Below are 17024 nucleotides of genomic sequence, written 5' to 3'. Positions count from 1 at the left end.
TCGGCAGCCGGGTGCGGACCACACAGGTCGAGAAGTTGACGATCGCGCCTACCCGGGACCGTGTGCGCCGCCTGCTGGGCAAGCCGCTCGGCCACGACACGGCCGATTCCGCCCGGGCCGCCGCTGACCGTCGGTGAGGGGGTGCTCATGGTGTCGCCGCCCAGGCCGTCTGGGGGTGCATGGCGTGGTGCTTCGAGGTGATGGACGACGCACCGAATCCGACGATGTCACTGCGTCTCTGGCTTGCCGACGTTTCACCGGATTACGTCAAACCGTGTCGGGCAGGGCGGCGCGCACGGTTTGGGTGCCGTGTGGCCGTTGAGGTCCCGTAGGCCGACCCGGTGGGTGCCGGATCAGCGGGCCTTGTGACGCATCTCGCGGGGGCTCACCCCGAAGCGTCGGCGGAAGGCCGTGCTCATGGCGCTGCCCGAGGAGAAGCCGGAGGAGTACGCCACATCCGTGATGGTCATGTGCTCGCAGTCGGCGCACAGGAGACGCTCGCGGACCAGCCGCAGGCGCTCCTCGCGGATCAGGTCGCGGGGCGTGGTACCCGCGTGCTGGAGCGCGAGCTGGATCTGGCGCAGGGACCAGCCGAGGGCGCGGGCAATGGAGTTGCCGGACAGGTCGGGGTCGGCCGCGTGATCGCGCACGTAGCGGCGGACCACCGCCTCGACCTCCCTCAGATGCCCCGGTGCGTCGGGACGGTCGTCGCCGCAGGCGAGCATGCAGAGCAGTTCCACGACGCGGTCACAGACGGCGTCGAACTGCGGGGCGTCGAGGTGGTCGCGCTCCTGGTTCAGGCTGCGCACAACGGAGTGCACCACGCGGCCCAGCCCCTTGGCCAGATCGAGCCCGGTGGCCAGCGGTGCCTTCCGGTTCAGCGGGCCGTCGATGGCCTGCGCCGGGATCGACATGATGACACCGCGCAGGGACGCGCCGTGCAGGATCTCGAAGGGCGCACCGAGTGTGATCAAGCTGCCCGTGCCAGGCGTCAGCCGCACCTCCCGGTCGTCCTGCCGCAGCTGCACTTCGCCGGAGAGCGGGAAGAGCAGCCGGTAGTCGGGGTCCGGCATCTGGCGGATCAGGCCGGGTGTACGGGCGTACTCGATCTGGTCGCTGTCCCACGTGACGACCTGGTAGGTGTCACTGCGCTGCCGGACCATCTCGCCGCGGAAGACCTCGGCGCGGGTGAACCTGTAGTCCATCCGGGTCTGGTATGCCGCGACGCGCTCACTCCACAGATCGGTCTGCTCACGTGCTTCGACCTCGGCGGTCCTCGTCGTCTCCACGACGTAGCTTCCCGTGGGCAACCCATCCCCTCTGCTGTGACGTGTCCCGACGGCCGTGAGAGCAGCCCGGAGCTCCCTGGTCTCCGCGGGCTGTCACTCGGCGAAGACTAGGGATTAGCAATCGGTTTCCGGAACTCGTCCCGGCCTCATTGGCCTACGCCAGGGGCAAGCTCGTCGCGATCGGCCGGTTCCACGCACGCGCCTGCGTGCCACGGCAACTTCTCTGCGCGCACGGACAAGAGGACCTGCGGATGCGGCACTACCGTCGTGCGCTCGTCGACTCGCCACCAGCTGTGAGGACTTGATGACGGAACGGATACCGGAGGCGGTGTTCTGGTGCCTGGCCGTGGGCCTGTTCGCCGTCGGCGTGCTGATGGTGCGCGAACGCGGCATCACCGCACGGCAGCGCAGACGGAACGCCGAACTGAGGGACGGCCTGCGGGCACGGGACGAGGAACTCCGGCACCTCGTCTCGGTCCGGCTGCCGGCCCTGGAGGACGCGTCCCACCAGCAGGTTCCGGCCGTCGGCATGCTCGACGACCGCCTTGCCGACACGGAGTTCGCGAAATGCCTCGACGGTGTCCTGGAACGGTTCGCCGGCGCGGTCGAGCACGCCCGGTCGCGTGCCGACCAGTCGGCGAAGGCCGCCCTGAAGGCGTCGATGCGCTCCCTCCAGGCCCTGGCCAATGAACAGCAGGTGTCCATCGCCGAGATGCAGGACCGGCACGACGACCCCGGCGTGCTGCGCGACCTGCTGGAAGTCGACCACGCCAACGCCCAGTTCGGCCGCCGTGCCCAGGCCATCGCCGTGCTGTGCGGCTCGTGGCCGGGCCGCCAGCGCGCCACCTCCGCGTTCGTCGAGGTCGTACGTGGCGCCACTTCCCGCATCCGTGACTACCGGCGCATCCGCATCAACGGCGAGGTCGACATCGCTGTGCGGAGCCGGGCGGTCGAACCGGTGGTGCTCGCGGTCGCCGAACTGCTCGACAACGCGGCACGTCACTCACAGCCGGGCACGATGGTCGAGGTCACCGTCCAGACGGTGCACAACGGCGCCTGCGTGGTGATCGACGACGCCGGGGTCGGCATGGACGCCCCGGCGGCCGAGCACGCTGCCGAGCTGCTCGCCGGCGCACACGCGGTGGACATCACCCGGCTCGGTGACCCGCCCCGCTTCGGCTTCGCCGTCATCGGGGCGCTCACCCAGCGCTACGGCTTCAGCGTGTCCGTCGACACGCTCTCTCCGTACGGCGGTGTACGCGCTGTGGTGTTCCTGCCGACTGCCCTGCTCACGCACCTGGACGCCGCCGTCCAGGCACCTGTGCCGTCGGCCGCACCGGCTGCGCCCACGTCCGCCGCCGCGCCCGCACTCTCTCCTGCGCAGGCGCCCTCGCCCGGCACGGCACCCACCGACGATCCTGCCGCCCCCGAATCCGAGCCCGGTACCGAACCGGCGGCAGCGACCACGCCGGGAGGTCTGCCCAGGCGCCGTCGCCGCACCGCACGGCAACCGGCCGCGGAGCCCGAACCGGCCGACGAGGTCGGCGGCCGCTCGGCCGAGGAGAACGCCCGGCGCATGGGCGCCTTCGCACGCGGCACCCGCACCGGCCGGGCCGCCCAGCACACCCGTGACGAACACGAAGGGAACAGCCACGAATGACCGGGCCCACCAGCAACGAGCTGGGCTGGATGCTGGACGAGGTGCTGAAGGTCCCGCAGGCACGCCACGCGATCCTGCTCTCCGCCGACGGCATGCTCCGCGCCTTCTCGAAGGACATCGACCGGGACGATGCCGAACGGCTGGCCGCCGGCCTGTCCGGCGTCCAGTCGATCAGCCGCAGCACGGCCGAGTTCTGCGGCACCCCGCATACCCCGTGGCGGCAGACCCTGATCGAGTTCGCGCACGGCTACGTCTTCCTGGTCGCCGCCGGCGAGGGCGCCTACCTCGCGGTCTCCACCGGCGAGGACGTCGACATGGAGGCGGTCACCTACCGCATGCACAAACTCGTCGACCGGCTCGGCAAGGAGCTGACCAGCCCCGCCCGGCAGGACACCGGCAGCCCGGCATGACCCCCCGGCGCCGCCCCGCAGACCGGCTGGTGCGGTCGTACGTCATCACGGACGGCCGCGCCCACCCCACCCGCAACACCCTGGACCTCGTCACCCTGCTGATCGCGACCGGCGATCTGCCACTGATTGGTCTCAACCCGGAAAAGCGCAGGCTCATGGAGCTGTGCCGGCCCGGAGCGCTGTCCGTCGCCGAGGTGGCCGGCCATCTGTCGCTGCCGGTGGGCGTGGCCAGAGTGCTGATCGCCGACCTCATGGACAGCGGTCACATCGTCACCCACGCGCCGATTCCCGCCGCCCGGCCGACCGACGCCCGAATCCTCCAGGAGGTGCTCGATGGACTCCGCGCCCGCCTCTGACGACGTCTACCTGCGGCCCAGTGTCCAGACCGCGGTCAAGCTGTTGATCGTGGGCCACTTCGCGGTCGGCAAGACCACGTTCGTCGGCACGCTCTCCGAGATCCGTCCCCTGCGCACCGAGGAGGTCATGACCGAGGCCGGCGCCCTCGTCGACGACCTGGCCGGTACGCGGGACAAGACGACCACCACGGTCGCCCTCGACTTCGGCCGGCTCACCCTCAACGACCGCCTGGTGCTCTACCTCTTCGGAACCCCGGGTCAGCAGCGCTTCACCCGGCTGTGGCAGGACATGACCCAGGGCGCGCTCGGGGCGCTCGTCCTCGCCGACACCCGCCGCCTCAGCCAGTCGTTCGAGGTCATGGGCGTACTGGAGGAGCACGGACTGCCGTACGCAGTCGCCCTCAACCAGTTCCACGACGCTCCCGCGTACGAGCTCGACGAGGTGCGCGAGGCCCTCGACCTGCTGCCCGAAACACCCCTCGTCCGCTGCGACGCCCGCGACCGGGTCTCGTCCACAGAGGCTCTCATCCATCTCGTCGAGTATCTCCTGACCCTCTCCCACTCTCGGCCTGACCCGAGCGGGGGAACCCCCAACGGCCTCTTGGAGCACGCGTGACCTCCGCATCCCCCGTACCGCCCTTCCCGCCGCCGGGCTGCCCCGCACACGAGTCCCTGTACGGGCCCGAGTTCGCCGCCGACCCGGTGGCCGTGTACCGGCGGCTGCGCGCGGTCGGCCCGATCGCGCCGGTCGAGCTGGCACCCGGCGTGCGGGCCTCGCTCGTCGTCGGATACGACGCCGCCCTGCACGTCCTGCGCAGCACCGAGACGTTCTCCAAGGACCCCCGCCGCTGGCAGGACCTGGCGGACGGCACCGTCCCCCTGGACAGCCCGGTCGTGCCGATGATGATGTACCGGCCGAACGCGCTGTGGACCGACGGCGCGGAACACCGCAGACTGCGTGGGGCGATCACGGACAGCCTGGCCCGGGTCGACCCCGCCACCCTGCGCGGCTATGTCGAGGCGAGCGCGGACACCCTCATCGACCGCATCGCCCCGGCCGGGCAGGCCGATCTGCTCGGCGAGTACGCCCAGGTGCTTCCCCTGCTGGTGTTCAACCGTCTGTTCGGCTGCCCGGACGACTACGGAGAGCGGCTGGTGCAGGGAATGTCCGGGATCTTCGACGGAGTGGATGCCGAGAAGGCGAACGAACTGCTCGCGACGACGCTGCTGGACCTCGTCACGCTGAAGCGCCGGCAGCCCGGTCCGGACGTGACGTCCTGGCTCATGGACCATCCCGCAGGGCTCACCGACGAGGAGATGGTGCACAGCCTCGTCCTGCTCATGGGCGCGGGCACCGAGCCCCAGCAGAACCTGATCGCCAACAGCCTGCGGCTGCTGCTGTCCGACGACCGGTTCGCGGGCAGCCTCTCGGGCGGCAGTCTGCCGGTGGAGGACGCCCTCGACGAGGTGCTGTGGACCGACCCGCCCATGGCCAACTACGCCGTGCACTACCCGATCCACGACGTCGTGTACGAAGGGGTGGTACTGCGCGCTGGGCACCCGCTCGTGGTCAGTCTCGCCGCGGCGAACACCGACCCCTCCCTGACGGTGGATCAGCGTGCGGGCAACCGCGCCCACTTGGCGTGGAGCGCGGGCCCGCACAATTGCCCGGCGCAGAGTCCGGCCCGGCTGATCGCGGCGGTGGCCGTGGAGAAGCTGCTCGACCGGCTTCCCGACATCGAACTAGCCGTGCCCGTCGAAGAATTGACCTGGCGGCCGGGCCCCTTCCACCGTGCGCTGGCCGCGCTGCCGGTGAGGTTCCCGCCGTCCACCGTCACCCCGCTCACCGTCGGTGACGAGCCGCCCGTCGAGCGGTCCGCGCCGACGCCCCAGCCGTCGGAGGTGCCGGAGGGCGGCCGCGTGCGGCGCGGATGGGCCGCGCGGCTGCTGGCGTGGTGGCGTGGCGAGTGATCAGGCGAGGCGCACCGGAAGGGAGCGGTGACCGTTGGAGATGAAGGAGTCGACCGGCTCCAACTCGTCGTTGGACACGGCGAGTCGGAGTCCGGGGAAGCAGTCGAAGAGCGCCCGCAGCGCGATGTGGGCCTCGAGCCGCCCCAGCGGAGCACCCAGGCAGAAGTGCACGCCATGCCCGAAGGACAGGTGCTCCTTGTCGATGCGGGTGACGTCGAAACGGTCGGCGTCCTCGCCGTACTTCCCGGGGTGACGCCCGGCGGCCGCGTACGCGGCGAGGATGGCCTCGCCCTTGCCGATCACCACCCCCTCCGGGCCGCCGAACTCGCTCATCTTGAGGTCCTCGACGGCGTATCGCAGCGGCAGGCCGGCGACGGGCGCCTCCACGCGCAGCGCCTCCTCGACCACGTCCTCCCACAAGACGCGGCCGGAGCGGACGTGGGCGAGTTGGTCCGGATGGGTCAGCAGGAGATGGATGGCGTTGTCCATCAGGTTGACCGTGGTCTCATGGCCGGCGCTGATCATGAGCACCAAGGTGTCGAGCAGTTCCTGCTCGCTCAACCGGGTGTCGCCGTCGTCGCGGGCTGCGATGAGCGCCGAGGTCAGGTCGTCGCCCGGCGACCGCCGTTTGAGGGCGACGAGTTCGCCCAGCGCCGCGTAGAACCGTGCGTAGTTGTGGGTGACTTCCTCCGGGGTGGCGGAGGTGTGGAAGACGCCGTCCACGACGGCCCGTAGCTCCGCACCTTGTTCCTCGGGCAGGCCGAGGAGTTCGCTGATCACCCGGATGGGCAGGGGATAGCAGAACTCCTCGCGCAGATCGACGACTTGACCCTGCCGCCCGGCCTCCTCGATGCGGTCCAGCAGGGTCGCGGCGATCTCCTCGATACGAGGCCGGAGCGCCGCGGTACGGCGTGCGGTGAAGGCCTTGGAGACCAGGGAACGCAGCCGTTTGTGCTCGCCTCCGTAGGCGGTGAACATGTTCTGCACCGCGACCCAGGTGAACAGCGGCCATTCCGGGGCGATCTCGCCGTTGATCCACTGAGTCCAGTGCCGGCGCGGGTCCTTGGAGACGCGTGGGTCGGTGAGCAGGCGCTTGAGGAGGTCGGGGCTGCTGACGGCCCAGGCATGGACGCCGTCGGGCAGTTCGACGGGGGTCACCGGTCCCCGCTCGCGGATTCGGGCGGCCTCGCCGTGGATGTCGCGGCCGGCCGGGTCGATCACTAAGGGGCGGGGGCGTTCCATGAGAGTCTCCTTGGAGCTCGCACACCAATACGACCGGTAAAGCTACTTGGACGTAGTGTGTCCGGGCCAGAGCGGTCGGCGCGCGCTGCGCACGGGGACAACTTCTCTGCGCCCGGGGGCAAGTCGGCGGTGCGCTTCCGCCTTACGGTCGGATGTCGGATCGGAAAACCGGTGAGGGTGATGACAGTCGGCAGACCGCCGTGGTGGATGCAACCGGGCAGTGTCGAGGTGCGGGCCGTGGCCGCGGGTGGTTGGTGGGACGCCGTACGCGTGCCGCTCAACCTCGGGATCGACGTACTCCGGCACCTCGGCGACGAGACGGGGGCCGTGATCAGGGACGGCGGCTTCGGCGGGCGCCTGTACTGGCTGGTTCCTCCCGGATCCGCAGCCGACTGGAACCTCCCGCAGGTGCGTGTCCTCGGCCGGGGCAGCCACGTGGTGATCCCTCCGCTCCACCGCGTCCTGAGCCCGGATCTGTGCTGGCAGATCCCTCCGTCACGGGACCGGGAGTGGACGAACACGCACCGCCTGCACTCCGCCCTCCGCACGGCCCTCCAGGCGTACGGGTCCGGGGGCGGCGAACAGGAGGCGGTACTGCTCGGTGTTCTCGGGGTTGCTCGGCACCTGGCGGCTCCCCGACCCGCTACATCACCAGCCGCCACTGGACCCAGCGAACCGATGCCACCACCGGGCTGAAGGTCTACTCCAACGCGGACGAGGTCACCACCACGTCGTCCGGACGCTCGGCTGAGAACCTCGGACTTCGGTACCTACCGGTCGGTGAGAGCGTCCGTACGGTGCCCACCACGGGAGGCCGGCGACCTCGTGGTCATGGCCCGCGCCCGGTCAGTCGAACGCGAGGAGGCCGGCGTCGACGACGGCGCGGCCGATGGGGCTCGCGAGTTCGGCGAGACGTTCGCAGCCGCTGTCGCCCAAGGCGGCGTAGGCGGGAAGGGCCAGGCGGTCGGTGCGATCCTCGATGTGCCGGCGCAGGTGTACGCCTTCCGCGCTGAGGGAGTCACCGTCGAGAAGGCCTCGCTCGCGCAGGCGCTCCTCGGTGTCGGCCCACTCCTCCTCGGGCCACGCGCGGCTCATCTTGAGGAAGTCGACGGGAACGTCACCGGTGGCAGCGTGCAGGACCAGGGACTCCAAGCCCCCGACGCCCTCGCTCAGCAAGCACGCGACGTGCCCGTCTCCACGGAACTCCCGGAGCAGCGTCTGGGCGTGCCACAGCTGCAGCACCGGTTCCTCCGGCCAGGGCAGGGCGGCGTGCGCGGCGAACAGCGGGCGGCCCTGGGGATGTTCGCAGGCGGCCTCGGCGGCCCTGCGGGCCAGCGCCAGGACCTCGTCCAGAGCGGGCAGCTCGTGGATTCCCGCCCGCCGCAGGGCCTCGCCCGCGGCGGCGTACCGCGCCTCCAGCACCTGCTGTGGCGTCGTCGCGTCCCAGGCCCCGTCGACCGCCTGCCGTACGAGACCGGGATTGAAGTTGTAGAAGGTCGAGATGACCAGTTCGGCGGACGCCCGGCCGAACGCGGCGCTCCGGGAGGTGAAGTACCCGGTGCGGCCGCTCAGGCCGAGGTCCCTGTACCGTCGCCGTCCCTCGGGGACGAAGTAGATCATGGCGTGCAGGGGCTCAAGGCGGCGCCAGGCCGCGCGCGCTGTCTTCACGGGATCACCTTTCAGGGAGCCGACGAACTTGGTGGTATTGCTGCGGTTCAGTACTCGCCTCACCGCTCGCCGTGCGTGCGCAGATGGTCGAGCAGCAGGCGGCTCAGCGTTTCGGGTGCTTCCTCGGGGATCCAGTGGCTGACGCCCTGGAGGGTCTCGAACCGGTACGGCCCGTTCACCCACCGCCCGGTCTCCTCTGCGGCCGCCGGGCCGAACGCGCTGTCCTCCGTGCTCCAGACGTACAGGGTGGGCACGTCGATGACGCCGATCGCGCTGTCGGGACGGCCGGCCCGATACCAGTTCAGCGCCGCGGTGAGAGCGCCTGGCTGGGACAGGCGCCGTACGTAACCCTCGGCACTGTCCCGCGGGACCTTCCCGGCGTAGAAGGCGCGTAGCTCCTGGGCGTCGTGGGCGAGCATGCGCTCTTCGGTCGCGGGTGCTTCGCGCCAGTCGATCATGTAGCGCGAGCGTTCCCGCTGATCCTGATCGGTGCGCAGGGTGGTGGCCAGCGCGCCGGGGTGCGGGGTCGAGACGACCGTCAGGGTGCGCACGCGGCCGGGGTGGGCGTGCGCGGTCCACCAGGCCACCGCACCTCCCCAGTCGTGGCCGACCAGGTCGAACGCCGACCAGCCCAGTTCCTCGGTGATCGCGGCCACGTCGTCGACGAGAAGGCCGATGCGGTACTCCTCGGGCCGCTGAGGGCGGGCGCCGGGGGAGTAACCACGTTGGTCGGGAGCCACCACCCGACAGCCGTGGGCGGCCAGCGCCTCGATCTGCTCCCGCCATACCGCTCCGGTCTGCGGGAAGCCGTGCAGCAGGAGTACCGGGCGGCCTTCGCGCGGGCCCGAGACGATCGCGTCGAAGACGCCCGCAGCAGTGGAGATCTTCAGCTCGGTCACGATCCCTCCCCTCATACCGACTGGTCGGTAGCCTTCAGCCGGGGAGGCGGCCTGTCAAGGCCCCGGGAGGCGGGAGCATGGTTGAACATGACGCCGACTTCAACTATAACCGGGTCGGGAGGCCGACCCCTGACCACTCACAGCGCCCCAGACGGCGCTTCGGCCCCGCCCACCGGCATCGAGCTCGGCGTGCGGAGCTTGGAGTGTGGACCCCGAAGCTCCCGGACGAACCGGACCAACAGGAAGCAGTGAGGCGACATGAGGGAAGCAGTCATCGTTTCGACGGCACGGACGCCGATCGGAAAGGCCTACCGCGGCGCGTTCAACGACACCCAGGCGCAGGAACTCGCCGCGCATGCACTCTCACACGCGGTTCGGCGCGCCGGGCTCGAGGGAGGAGAGGTCGAGGACGTCGTCTTCGGCTGCGCCGTGCAGCAGGGGTCCGCCGGTTTCAACGTCGCGCGTCAGGCCGCCCTGCGCGCAGGACTTCCGGACACGGCGTCAGGGATGACCATCGACCGGCAGTGTTCGTCGGGCCTGATGGCCATCGCGACGGCCGCCAAGCAGATCGTCACGGACGGCATGCAGGTCGCTGTCGGCGGCGGCGTCGAGTCGATCTCCCTGGTGCAGAACGACCACATGAACACCCACCGCATGACGGATCCCTGGCTGATCGAGCACAAGCCGAGCATCTACATGCCGATGCTGCAGACGGCGGAGATCGTCGCCGAACGCTACGGCGTGGGCCGGGAACGTCAGGACGAGTTCGCGCTGCTGTCACAACAGCGCACCGCGGCGGCCCAGGAGGCCGGCCTGTTCGACCAGGAGATCGTCCCGCTCACCAGTGTCAAGAAGGTCCTCGACAAGCAGTCCGGGGAAGTGCGCGACGAGGAGGTCACCCTGGCCCGGGACGAGGGCAACCGCGCTTCGACGACCCTCGACGGCCTGGCCGGGCTGGCGCCGGTACTGCCCGACGGTCAGGTGAGCGCGCACTCCAGCGTGACGGCGGGCAACTCCTCGCAACTGTCGGACGGGGCTTCGGCGTCGGTGTTGATGGAGTCGAAGGAGGCCGAGCGCCGCGGTCTGGAACCGCTGGGCGTCTACCGGGGTATGACCGTCGCCGGTTGCGCACCGGACGAGATGGGCATCGGCCCGGTGTTCGCCATCCCGAAGCTGCTGAAGCAGCACAACCTCACCATCGACGACATCGGCCTGTGGGAACTCAACGAGGCGTTCGCCTCCCAGGCCCTGTACTGCCGCGATGAACTCAAGATCGACCCGGAGTGCTTCAACGTCAACGGCGGCGCGATCTCGGTCGGCCATCCTTACGGAATGACCGGCGCCCGCCTGGTGGGGCATGCCCTCATCGAGGGTAAGCGCCGAGGTGTCCGGTACGTGGTGATCTCGATGTGTGTCGGCGGCGGAATGGGCGCGGCCGCACTGTTCGAGGTCGTCTGATGGAGGGGGAGAAGGACCGAACCGCGGTCCTGGTGGACTTCGGCGGGGTCATCACCTCCAGTGTGCTGCGGGCTTTCACCGACTTCGGCGCCTCGCTCGGCGGCGACCCGCGCCTGCCGCTGGACCTCCTCGCCCGGGACCAGCCCTCACGCACCCTCCTGGCCGACCACGAGTGCGGCCGTATCGACGCCGAGGCATTCGAGCGCGGATTCGCCGAGCGTCTCCGTGCCCACGGCGCCGACGTCCCGGCCGAGGGGCTCACGGCACGGATGCAAGCGGGCATGTCGATCGACCAGGACATGCTTGCGCTGCTGGCTGATCTTCGAGCCGCCGGCTGTCCCGTTGCGCTGGTGTCCAATTCGTTCGGAACCGGGACCTACGACGGCATCGACCTCGCCACCGTCGCCGATGTGGTCGTCATCTCCTCCGCGGTCGGCATCCGCAAGCCTTCCCGACGGATCTACGCGATCGCATGTGAACGCCTCGGTGTCGCGCCCGAGGAGGCGGTCATGATCGACGATCTGCAGCAGAACCTCGACGGAGCGGCGCGGATCGGCATCGGAGGAGTGCTGCACACCAGTGCCGCCGACACCCGCCGCCAACTCGCCGAACGCTTCCGTATCACCACCTGACCGATCGCATCGGGCGCAGTGAGGCGCGTCATCCGGCCGCCCCGGCAGAGGACTTGACGGGGAGGCCGGGCCAACTCCACCGATCGGCGAGGGCGAAACCTGTACCGCCACCAGCTCACACCCCTGGAAGGCACCACTCCTGACCAGCGTCTTCGATCCTGTGCGCCGCCACGCGGCCGCCACCCCCGACAACATCGCCCTGCGCGGCGGCACGGATGAGTGGACCTACCGTCAGCTGCACGACGCGAGCGTGGGATACGCGGGTGCGTTGACCGCCGCGGGCCTGTCCCCCGGGGACCGGGTGCTGCTCGCAGCGCCGTCGGTGCCCGAGTTCGTGGTGGCCTACCTCGGGATCCAGGCGGCGGGCTGCGTCGTGGTGCCGGTCAACACCATGTCCACCCGTGCCGAGGTCGAATATGTTCTCGGCGACGCCGCGTGTTCGTCGGCGATCGCCTGGCACGCCCTCGGCCCGCTGTCGCCGAGGCGGCCACGGCACTCGGCGTACCCTTCTGGACGCTGACCCCGGGAGCGTCGGTCACCGGCGCGACCCCTGCCGACGTCGTCGACCGGGACCGTGACGAGACCGTGGCCATCCTCTACACCTCGGGTACGACAGGGCGGCCGAAGGGGGCTCAACTCACCGTCCGCAACCTGCTGTCCGCCGGCGAGATCGGCGCCGAGTGCAGCCGCGCCTCGAGCGCCGACCGCATTGGCACCGGACTCCCGCTGTTTCACGTGTTCGGCCAGGCATCGGTTCTGATGGCGGCCCTGACCGCGGGTGGCTCGATGTCGTTGCTCGCCCGGTTCGACCCTGCGGCGGTGCTGGAGATGCTGCGCCGCGACCGGCTCACCATCATGGCCGGCGTGCCGACCATGTGGAACGCGATGCTGCACGCGGCGGGTGATGCGAGCCCGGCGGACTTCGCCCGGCTCCGCGTCGCCGTCTCCGGCGGTGCGTCGCTGCCCGGCGAGATCGCCCGCGCCTTCGAGGCCCGCTTCGGCTGCACCATCCTGGAGGGGTACGGGCTCACCGAGACCACCGCGTTCGGCACGTTCAACGACATCGACCGCGGTGGCAGGACCGGGTACACCGGCCGGGCGGTCCCGGGGCCGCAGGTGCAGGTGCGCGGCAGTGACGGCAACGAGTGCCCGCCGGGCACCGTCGGCGAGGTCCACATCAAGGGGCCCACGGTCATGCGGGGTTACTGGAACCGCCCCGCGGACACCGCCGCGGCGATCTCACCCGACGGCTGGTTCCAGACCGGCGACCTCGGCGAAACCGACACGGACGGCGACCTGCGCATCGTCGACCGCCTCAAGGACCTGATCATCCGCGGCGGCTACAACGTCTACCCCGGTGAGGTCGAGGAAGTGCTCTACGAGCATCCCGACATCGTCGAGGCGGCCGTCATCGGCGTGCCCGACGACCACTACGGCGAGGAGGTCGCCGCGCTCATCGCGGCCCGACCCGGTTCGGAACTCGGTGCCGCCGAGGTGTCCAGTTGGGCGCGCGAGCGGCTGTCCGCCTACAAGGTCCCGCGCATCGTCCGGTTCGTCGACGCGCTGCCCAAGGGCCCGACGGGGAAGATCCTCAAGCGGTCCATCGACCGTAGCGCTCTGACCCGCGACACCGCGCCCGGCGACGTTGCCGCCGGTCACCGATGAGCCTCGGAGATCCGGACATCAATCGGCCCCGCTGCCCCTTGGGGGTTTGTGACCATGGCGTCGGATTCAAGTAAAGTCCTGGGGATGGACACCAGTGCGCCCGAGGAGATCGACAGCGAGAAGGCACCGCCCGTGGCGCCCTTCTCGCACCTTCGCGAGCCGCCCACGACGCAGCGCGGGGCGCGGACACGGGCCGCTTTGGTGAAGGCCGCGCGCAAGGTGTTCGAACGGGACGGCTACCTCGACACCCGCCTGACCGACATCACCAAAGAGGCTCGGTGCGCAGCGGGGTCCTTCTACACCTACTTCTCCAACAAGGAAGAGGTGCTCGCCGCCGTCCTCCTGGAGGCACAGGAGGACATGATGCACCCCGGCATGGGCCGGGTGGAGGGCACAGACGATCCCTATGCGGTGCTCGAGGCGAGCAACCGCGCCTATCTCGCGGCATACAAGCGGAACGCGAAGCTGATGGCACTGCTGGAGCAGGTGGCCCAAGTGGAGCCGGAGTTCCGTGAGTTCCGAAGGCGACGCGGGGACGCGTTCATCCGCCGTAACGCCCGCGGTATCGCCGACCTGCAGGCGCGGGGCGTCGCAGACCGTGAGGTCGATCCGATGATGGCGTCCCGGGCACTGTCGGGCATGGTCAGCGTCATGGCCTACAACGCCTTCGTGCGCAGTGAAGGGCAGGAGGAAGAAGGTACGCCGGTGGACTTCGAGGAGCTCGTGGCCACGGTCACCCGGCTCTGGGCGAACGCTCTCCGGTTCCCCGGCCACCGCTGATCCGCCTGTCCGGTAGCCGCTCACACCCCTGGGGTTGGGCGGCTTTCTTCATGGGGTTCCGTGCGGGCAGATCTTGAACTTGACGTCGGATTCAATTATACAAGTGGGACGCAGACGCATCGCACGCCCCGTCAACGGAGAGGGTTGCCGTGAACGTTGCACAAAGAGTCGCCATCGTCACCGGTGGGGGTGGCGGCATCGGCAGCGCGCTGGTCGCGCGGCTCGCTCGCGAGGGTGCCCGGGTGGTCGTCGCAGATCTCGACGCGGAGGCCGCGCGGGCGGTGTCGGAGACAGTCAACGCCGACCATCCGGGAAGCACCGTCAGCACCGGCGCGGACGTGTCGGACACCGCCCGGATCGAGGAGCTGATCGACCTGGGGGAGACCGCGTTCGGCCCGGTCGACCTCTACTTCGCGAACGCGGGCATCGCAGGGGCAGCCGGCCTCGACGCGACCGAACAGGACTGGGATCTCTCGATCGAGGTGAACCTGCGCGCCCACATCCGTGCGGCCAAGCTGCTGCTGCCGCGATGGCTCGAGCGCGGTGAGGGCTACTTCGTCAGCACCGCCTCGGCGGCCGGCCTGCTCACCCAGATCGGCTCCGCCACATACGCGGTCACCAAGCACGCGGCCGTCGCTTTCGCGGAATGGCTGAGCGTCACCTACGGCGATCGCGGGGTCCGGGTCAGCTGTCTGTGCCCGATGGGTGTGAACACCAGGATGCTGTCCTCGGGAGAGGACTCCGGGGACGCGCTGGGAAGGGCCGCGACGCGGGCCGTCACCTCCGCCGGTGACGTCCTGGAGCCGACCGAAGTCGCCGACTCCGTCCTGACCGCGATCGAGGACGAGCGCTTCCTGATCCTGCCGCACGAAGACGTTCTCGAGATGTACCGGCAGAAGGGCTCGGACTACGACCGGTGGCTGCGCGGAATGCGCCGCTACCAGAGCACCCTGCCGGCGCAGGCATGACCGGCGCGCTGGGCGAGCTCGTCCTCGCCGACCGCCGAGGGCCGGTGCTGGTGCTCACGTTCAACCGGCCCGCCAAGCTGAACGCCTGGACCGACGAACTCGAGGACCGCTATTTCGGCCTGCTCGACGCCGCCGAGGACGACCCGGACGTACGCGCCGTCGTGGTCACCGGCGCGGGGCGCGGATTCTGCGCCGGAGCCGACCTGCAACGGCTGCAGGCGATCGGCGAGGTCTCCGAGGCCGACAGGACACCGCGACGCCCGCGGGACCTGCCGCTGACCCTGCGAAAACCGCTGATCGGAGCGATCAACGGGGTGGCCGCCGGCCTGGGCATGGTGGAGGCGCTCTACTGTGACCTTCGCTTCGGCTCGCCCTCGGCCCGGTTCACCACGGCATTCGCGCAACGCGGGCTGATCGCCGAATACGGGATCTCCTGGCTGTTGCCACGGCTGGTGGGGCACAGCCGGGCAACGGATCTGCTGCTGTCGAGTCGCATGATGGATGCCGAGGAGGCCTTCCGTATCGGACTCCTCGACCATCTGGTCCCCACCGGCAGCGTGGTCGATGCCGCTGTCGCATACGCCACCGATCTGGCGAGGCGCTGCTCTCCGGCCTCCATGGCCACCATCAAGAGCCAACTGAGCAACGACGCGGACGGCACCTACTCCCATTCCGTGACCCTGGCGGAAGGCCTCATGTTCCAGGCCTTCCGCGGGTCCGACGTCGTCGAAGGCGTGGCCAGCCACCTGGACAAGCGCCCGCCCAACTTTCCCTCCCTACCCGTCAGGAGTTCGGATGTCCCTGTTTGAGATGTCGGACCGTGCCAGGAAGTACCGCGCGGATCTGCTCGAGTTCATGGATGAGCGCATCTACCCCGCCGAGGCGGTGTACGACGAGCAGATGCGCGAGTCGGGCGACCCGCACTTCCACCCGCCGATCCTCGAAGAGCTCAAGGCGGAGGCGCGCAGGCGTGGACTGTGGAACCTCTTCCACCCGCACCCCGAGTGGGGCCCCGGTCTGACGAACCTCGAGTACGCGCCCCTGGCGGAGATCATGGGCCGCAGCCACATCGCCTCCGAGGCGTGCAACTGCAACGCGCCCGACACCGGCAACATGGAGGTGCTCACGCTGTTCGGCACCGACGAACACAAGGAGAAGTACCTCAAGCCCCTGCTCGACGGGACGATGGCCTCGGCCTTCGCGATGACCGAGCCGCGTGTCGCCAGCTCCGACGCCACCAACATCGAGCTGCGGATGGAGCGCGACGGCGACGGGTACGTGGTCAACGGCCGCAAGTGGTTCGCCTCGAACGCGATGCACAAGAACTGCAAGGTGCTCATCGTAATGGGCAAGACCGACCCCACGGCGGCCCCGCATCGCCAGCAGTCGATGATGGTCGTCCCGATCGACGCCCCCGGCGTCACCGTGGTCCGCAACCTCCCGGTGTTCGGGTACGCGGACCGTGAGGGCCATGCGGAGATCATCTTCGAGAATGTCCGGGTGCCGGCCCAGGACCTCCTCAAGGGTGAGGGTGAGGGTTTCGCGATCAGCCAGGCCCGGCTCGGTCCCGGTCGTATCCACCACTGCATGCGGGCCATCGGCGCGGCCGAGCGGGCGCTGGAACTGATGTGCCGGCGCGCACAGTCACGGGTGACCTTCGGCAGTCCGGTCGCCGAACGGTCCAACATCCAGGACTGGATCGCGGAATCGCGGATCGACATCGAGATGATCCGCCTGCTCACACTCAAGGCCGCGTACCTGATGGACACGGTCGGGAACAAGGAAGCGCGCACCGAGATCGCGGCCATCAAGGTAGCCGCCCCGAACATCGCGTTGAAGATCATCGACCGCGCAATCCAGGTGCACGGGGGAGCGGGAGTGACCGACGACTTCCCCCTGGCGATGATGTACGCGCATCTGCGCACGCTGCGGCTGGCGGACGGTCCCGACGAGGTCCACAAGCGAGCCATCGCCAAGCAGGAACTGCGGCAGTACCCCGAGGCGGCGACGGCGGCGGTGAGCTGAG

The 17024-nt window shown here is 69.8% G+C and carries 18 protein-coding genes; 14 read left to right on the top strand and 4 right to left on the bottom strand.

The window, feature by feature from the left end; translation table 11 throughout:
• Window positions 1-353: 353 nt before the first annotated feature.
• A complete protein-coding gene (locus tag ACF1A1_RS32780; protein WP_392004730.1) occupies window positions 354-1310 on the bottom strand; it encodes a helix-turn-helix domain-containing protein in 957 nt (318 codons plus the stop codon).
• Between the two features lie 283 nt (window positions 1311-1593).
• Here ACF1A1_RS32780 and ACF1A1_RS32775 point away from each other — a divergent pair, with 283 nt between their 5' ends.
• Genes ACF1A1_RS32775 through ACF1A1_RS32755 form a run of 5 tightly spaced genes read left to right on the top strand, consistent with a single transcriptional unit; the run spans window position 1594 to window position 5686 of the window.
• Window positions 1594-2949, top strand: coding sequence for an ATP-binding protein (locus ACF1A1_RS32775; RefSeq protein WP_392004728.1), 1356 nt, complete (start codon window positions 1594-1596; stop codon window positions 2947-2949).
• The gene (locus ACF1A1_RS32770) at window positions 2946-3359 is read left to right on the top strand and encodes a roadblock/LC7 domain-containing protein (protein WP_392004726.1); all 414 of its coding nucleotides are present in this window, start codon (window positions 2946-2948) and stop codon (window positions 3357-3359) included. The genes ACF1A1_RS32775 and ACF1A1_RS32770 overlap by 4 nt, the downstream gene beginning before the upstream one ends.
• Window positions 3356-3715, top strand: a complete 360-nt coding sequence (locus tag ACF1A1_RS32765) for a DUF742 domain-containing protein (RefSeq protein ID WP_392004724.1) — start codon at window positions 3356-3358, stop codon at window positions 3713-3715. Before ACF1A1_RS32770 ends, ACF1A1_RS32765 begins: the two co-directional genes overlap by 4 nt.
• Window positions 3693-4331 (top strand): ATP/GTP-binding protein, encoded by a 639-nt coding sequence (locus ACF1A1_RS32760; protein WP_392004722.1) that lies wholly within the window; start codon window positions 3693-3695, stop codon window positions 4329-4331. Before ACF1A1_RS32765 ends, ACF1A1_RS32760 begins: the two co-directional genes overlap by 23 nt.
• Window positions 4328-5686, top strand: coding sequence for a cytochrome P450 (locus ACF1A1_RS32755; RefSeq protein WP_392004720.1), 1359 nt, complete (start codon window positions 4328-4330; stop codon window positions 5684-5686). The genes ACF1A1_RS32760 and ACF1A1_RS32755 overlap by 4 nt, the downstream gene beginning before the upstream one ends.
• Here the strand turns inward: ACF1A1_RS32755 and ACF1A1_RS32750 are convergent, their stop codons facing one another.
• On the bottom strand, window positions 5687-6928 hold the full coding sequence (locus ACF1A1_RS32750) for a cytochrome P450 (protein WP_392004718.1): 1242 nt from the start codon (window positions 6926-6928) through the stop codon (window positions 5687-5689).
• A gap of 180 nt (window positions 6929-7108) precedes the next feature.
• Between ACF1A1_RS32750 and ACF1A1_RS32745 the strand changes: the two genes are divergently transcribed.
• A complete protein-coding gene (locus ACF1A1_RS32745) occupies window positions 7109-7624 on the top strand; it encodes a hypothetical protein (RefSeq protein ID WP_392004716.1) in 516 nt (171 codons plus the stop codon).
• 150 nt (window positions 7625-7774) lie between these two features.
• Here the strand turns inward: ACF1A1_RS32745 and ACF1A1_RS32740 are convergent, their stop codons facing one another.
• Window positions 7775-8596: a hypothetical protein gene (locus ACF1A1_RS32740; RefSeq protein ID WP_392004714.1), complete on the bottom strand. Its 822-nt coding sequence runs from the start codon at window positions 8594-8596 to the stop codon at window positions 7775-7777.
• Window positions 8597-8655: 59 nt separating this feature from the next.
• Entirely contained in the window at window positions 8656-9486 is an 831-nt protein-coding gene (locus tag ACF1A1_RS32735; RefSeq protein WP_392004742.1) for an alpha/beta fold hydrolase, read from the bottom strand.
• Between the two features lie 267 nt (window positions 9487-9753).
• On the opposite strand from ACF1A1_RS32735, the gene ACF1A1_RS32730 reads away from it, so the two are divergent.
• From ACF1A1_RS32730 to ACF1A1_RS32695, 8 genes are all read left to right on the top strand, one after another.
• Complete coding sequence (locus ACF1A1_RS32730; RefSeq protein ID WP_392004712.1) at window positions 9754-10953, top strand: acetyl-CoA C-acyltransferase; 1200 nt, start codon at window positions 9754-9756, stop codon at window positions 10951-10953.
• Window positions 10953-11585 (top strand): HAD-IA family hydrolase, encoded by a 633-nt coding sequence (locus tag ACF1A1_RS32725; protein WP_392004710.1) that lies wholly within the window; start codon window positions 10953-10955, stop codon window positions 11583-11585. The genes ACF1A1_RS32730 and ACF1A1_RS32725 overlap by 1 nt, the downstream gene beginning before the upstream one ends.
• A 160-nt stretch (window positions 11586-11745) precedes the next feature.
• On the top strand, window positions 11746-12105 hold the full coding sequence (locus tag ACF1A1_RS32720; protein ID WP_392004708.1) for an AMP-binding protein: 360 nt from the start codon (window positions 11746-11748) through the stop codon (window positions 12103-12105).
• Window positions 12021-13250, top strand: a complete 1230-nt coding sequence (locus ACF1A1_RS32715) for an AMP-binding protein (protein ID WP_392004706.1) — start codon at window positions 12021-12023, stop codon at window positions 13248-13250. Before ACF1A1_RS32720 ends, ACF1A1_RS32715 begins: the two co-directional genes overlap by 85 nt.
• A gap of 84 nt (window positions 13251-13334) precedes the next feature.
• Window positions 13335-14030, top strand: a complete 696-nt coding sequence (locus ACF1A1_RS32710; protein WP_392004704.1) for a TetR/AcrR family transcriptional regulator — start codon at window positions 13335-13337, stop codon at window positions 14028-14030.
• Between the two features lie 149 nt (window positions 14031-14179).
• Window positions 14180-14998, top strand: coding sequence for an SDR family oxidoreductase (locus ACF1A1_RS32705; RefSeq protein ID WP_392004702.1), 819 nt, complete (start codon window positions 14180-14182; stop codon window positions 14996-14998).
• The gene (locus ACF1A1_RS32700; RefSeq protein WP_392004700.1) at window positions 14995-15807 is read left to right on the top strand and encodes an enoyl-CoA hydratase-related protein; all 813 of its coding nucleotides are present in this window, start codon (window positions 14995-14997) and stop codon (window positions 15805-15807) included. Before ACF1A1_RS32705 ends, ACF1A1_RS32700 begins: the two co-directional genes overlap by 4 nt.
• Window positions 15794-17023, top strand: a complete 1230-nt coding sequence (locus tag ACF1A1_RS32695; protein ID WP_392004699.1) for an acyl-CoA dehydrogenase family protein — start codon at window positions 15794-15796, stop codon at window positions 17021-17023. Before ACF1A1_RS32700 ends, ACF1A1_RS32695 begins: the two co-directional genes overlap by 14 nt.
• Window position 17024: the final 1 nt, after the last annotated feature.

Origin of the sequence: Streptomyces sp. NPDC014995 (assembly GCF_043080745.1) — a bacterium.
In the GTDB taxonomy this organism is placed as follows: domain Bacteria; phylum Actinomycetota; class Actinomycetes; order Streptomycetales; family Streptomycetaceae; genus Streptomyces.
Note: the sequence above shows the minus strand (reverse complement) of the source record. Positions and strands in the feature narration are given on the sequence as shown.

Bases quoted from the DNA above. Each gene is read 5' to 3' on its own strand.
- ACF1A1_RS32775 (WP_392004728.1), top strand. From the start codon at position 1,594: ATGACGGAACGGATACCGGAGGCGGTGTTCTGGTGCCTGGCCGTGGGC.
- ACF1A1_RS32770 (WP_392004726.1), top strand. From the start codon at position 2,946: ATGACCGGGCCCACCAGCAACGAGCTGGGCTGGATGCTGGACGAGGTG.
- ACF1A1_RS32765 (WP_392004724.1), top strand. From the start codon at position 3,356: ATGACCCCCCGGCGCCGCCCCGCAGACCGGCTGGTGCGGTCGTACGTC.
- ACF1A1_RS32760 (WP_392004722.1), top strand. From the start codon at position 3,693: ATGGACTCCGCGCCCGCCTCTGACGACGTCTACCTGCGGCCCAGTGTC.
- ACF1A1_RS32750 (WP_392004718.1), bottom strand. From the start codon at position 6,928: ATGGAACGCCCCCGCCCCTTAGTGATCGACCCGGCCGGCCGCGACATC.
- ACF1A1_RS32745 (WP_392004716.1), top strand. From the start codon at position 7,109: ATGACAGTCGGCAGACCGCCGTGGTGGATGCAACCGGGCAGTGTCGAG.
- ACF1A1_RS32730 (WP_392004712.1), top strand. From the start codon at position 9,754: ATGAGGGAAGCAGTCATCGTTTCGACGGCACGGACGCCGATCGGAAAG.
- ACF1A1_RS32725 (WP_392004710.1), top strand. From the start codon at position 10,953: ATGGAGGGGGAGAAGGACCGAACCGCGGTCCTGGTGGACTTCGGCGGG.
- ACF1A1_RS32710 (WP_392004704.1), top strand. From the start codon at position 13,335: ATGGACACCAGTGCGCCCGAGGAGATCGACAGCGAGAAGGCACCGCCC.
- ACF1A1_RS32700 (WP_392004700.1), top strand. From the start codon at position 14,995: ATGACCGGCGCGCTGGGCGAGCTCGTCCTCGCCGACCGCCGAGGGCCG.
- ACF1A1_RS32695 (WP_392004699.1), top strand. From the start codon at position 15,794: ATGTCCCTGTTTGAGATGTCGGACCGTGCCAGGAAGTACCGCGCGGAT.